The 1597-nt window shown below is 44.6% G+C and carries 1 protein-coding gene and 2 pseudogenes; all 3 read left to right on the top strand.

Annotated elements, in window-relative coordinates:
- Positions 1 to 356: pseudogene (locus tag ACYPZI_RS15920) on the top strand (hypothetical protein); the annotation flags it as partial.
- A gap of 47 nt (positions 357 to 403) precedes the next feature.
- Positions 404 to 1111, top strand: coding sequence for a hypothetical protein (locus ACYPZI_RS15915; protein WP_459603348.1), 708 nt, complete (start codon positions 404 to 406; stop codon positions 1109 to 1111).
- Positions 1112 to 1287: 176 nt separating this feature from the next.
- A pseudogene (locus tag ACYPZI_RS15910) lies at positions 1288 to 1597 on the top strand (IS4 family transposase); the annotation flags it as partial.

Raw genomic sequence — 1597 nt, 5'->3', positions numbered from 1 at the left:
AACTGGATACCCGGACTACCGTATCGGCGACACGGGACCTGACCAAAAGCCTTTTCTCCAGGGATATTATCATGCAGAAGGCTATCGAGATACAGGGAGCCGGCGAAATAGACGTCGATTTTGATTCAGAATTACGAAAATTAGTAAAGGTTGGCTCACTTCACAAGTCCGAAAGCGAAAACGTCCAGAAAATCCTGATGCGGAATAATCCCGGCGACGGCACACAGGGCGGTTCCACGCTCTGGAAGCTGACACAGGCCATCACAGCCCATGCCCGCGATTTGGACGACAGGCGCAGCAGGGAACTGCACGAGCTATCCGGACAGCTGATGAACAGGGTCAGGATTCCGGCGTAAAGACATCCGGTTAAAAATCAATCAACAATCATTTAATTTTTCAAGTTATGACAAAAGTACATTTACCGGACGCCGGCGCAAGCTGCGATACCGGCAGGAACGAACAGTTGAAAGCCGCGGGGCGTGAACGGCTGAAAGCCATTATCCCGGCAGACGCCAAAGCGGTAATCGTAGCGGAGTTACGCGAAGACGAAAGCTACGTGATGACCGATTACCACGGGTACAGTACGGCAAGGACTGTTATACTGGGCTTCTCCGCGCACACGCGGGACTTGTTTCCCGAATTGCGCAAATACGCTGTGAATTTTCCTGAAACCGCTCATTTATCGGACGAAAACAGAAAGTATGAACACCGTGAAAAATATGCGGGCGGCGAAGGTTATTACCTTGGCAACAGTAAGTACAGCGGATGGATTGTCCGGAAAGCAAAATATCACATGGATATTATCGACGCCTTTTCCCTCACAGCAGGCGATGAAGCCAATATCCGCGTCAGGGCGCAGGTAAAGGCAAATGCTGCTTTGGAAGCGATAGCCGGCAACTTTACCATCGCGGACTATTCCGAAAAGGCGCTGGCGGTCTTCGGCGACACAAAGGCGGTAAAAGACCGCCTGAAGGAACTCGGCGGACGCTTCAACCCGTGCCTGACGCATGAAGGCGTAAAACAACCCGGATGGGTGTTTTCCAAGAGTAAAGAAAAACAATTGAGGAATGCCTTAACCGGAATGGCTGCAAATTATACTTATAACTTTTAACTTTTAAAAACATGTTTACAGAAATTTCTAATTTACTGAAGGTGGGCGAAATGCCAGGAGTGGTCGGAAGAAATTTCTTCCGACTATTTTTTTGTATAATTATTTGATTTTTAATTACTTATGTTTGTTTATCCGGTATAGTTTTATTATCTTTAAGTATTGATAATCATATATTTATGGCAATAATTAAAGACCACAAAATAAGTATAAGCCGACTATTGGATGTTATTCCCGAAGCCTTGCTGAGTCATTTATCGGAGAATACTAAAGTAGACCATTATTCTAAAGTTTTACACGGCAAGAAGCTATTTTACCTTTTGATGTATGGTATTTTGGAGAATGACAGGTTAAGCCAACGCACCTTAGAAGATACATTTAATGATCCTGTTTTCAAGATGCTTTTTAATCTTGACCAATCAGAGAGTGTCTGTCGAAGTTCTATATCGGAAAGATTGTCAAAGATAGATTCTTATTTCTTCAAGCAAA

Source organism: Dysgonomonas reticulitermitis, assembly GCF_054601275.1.
This window is presented reverse-complemented; position numbering and strand designations above follow the sequence as displayed.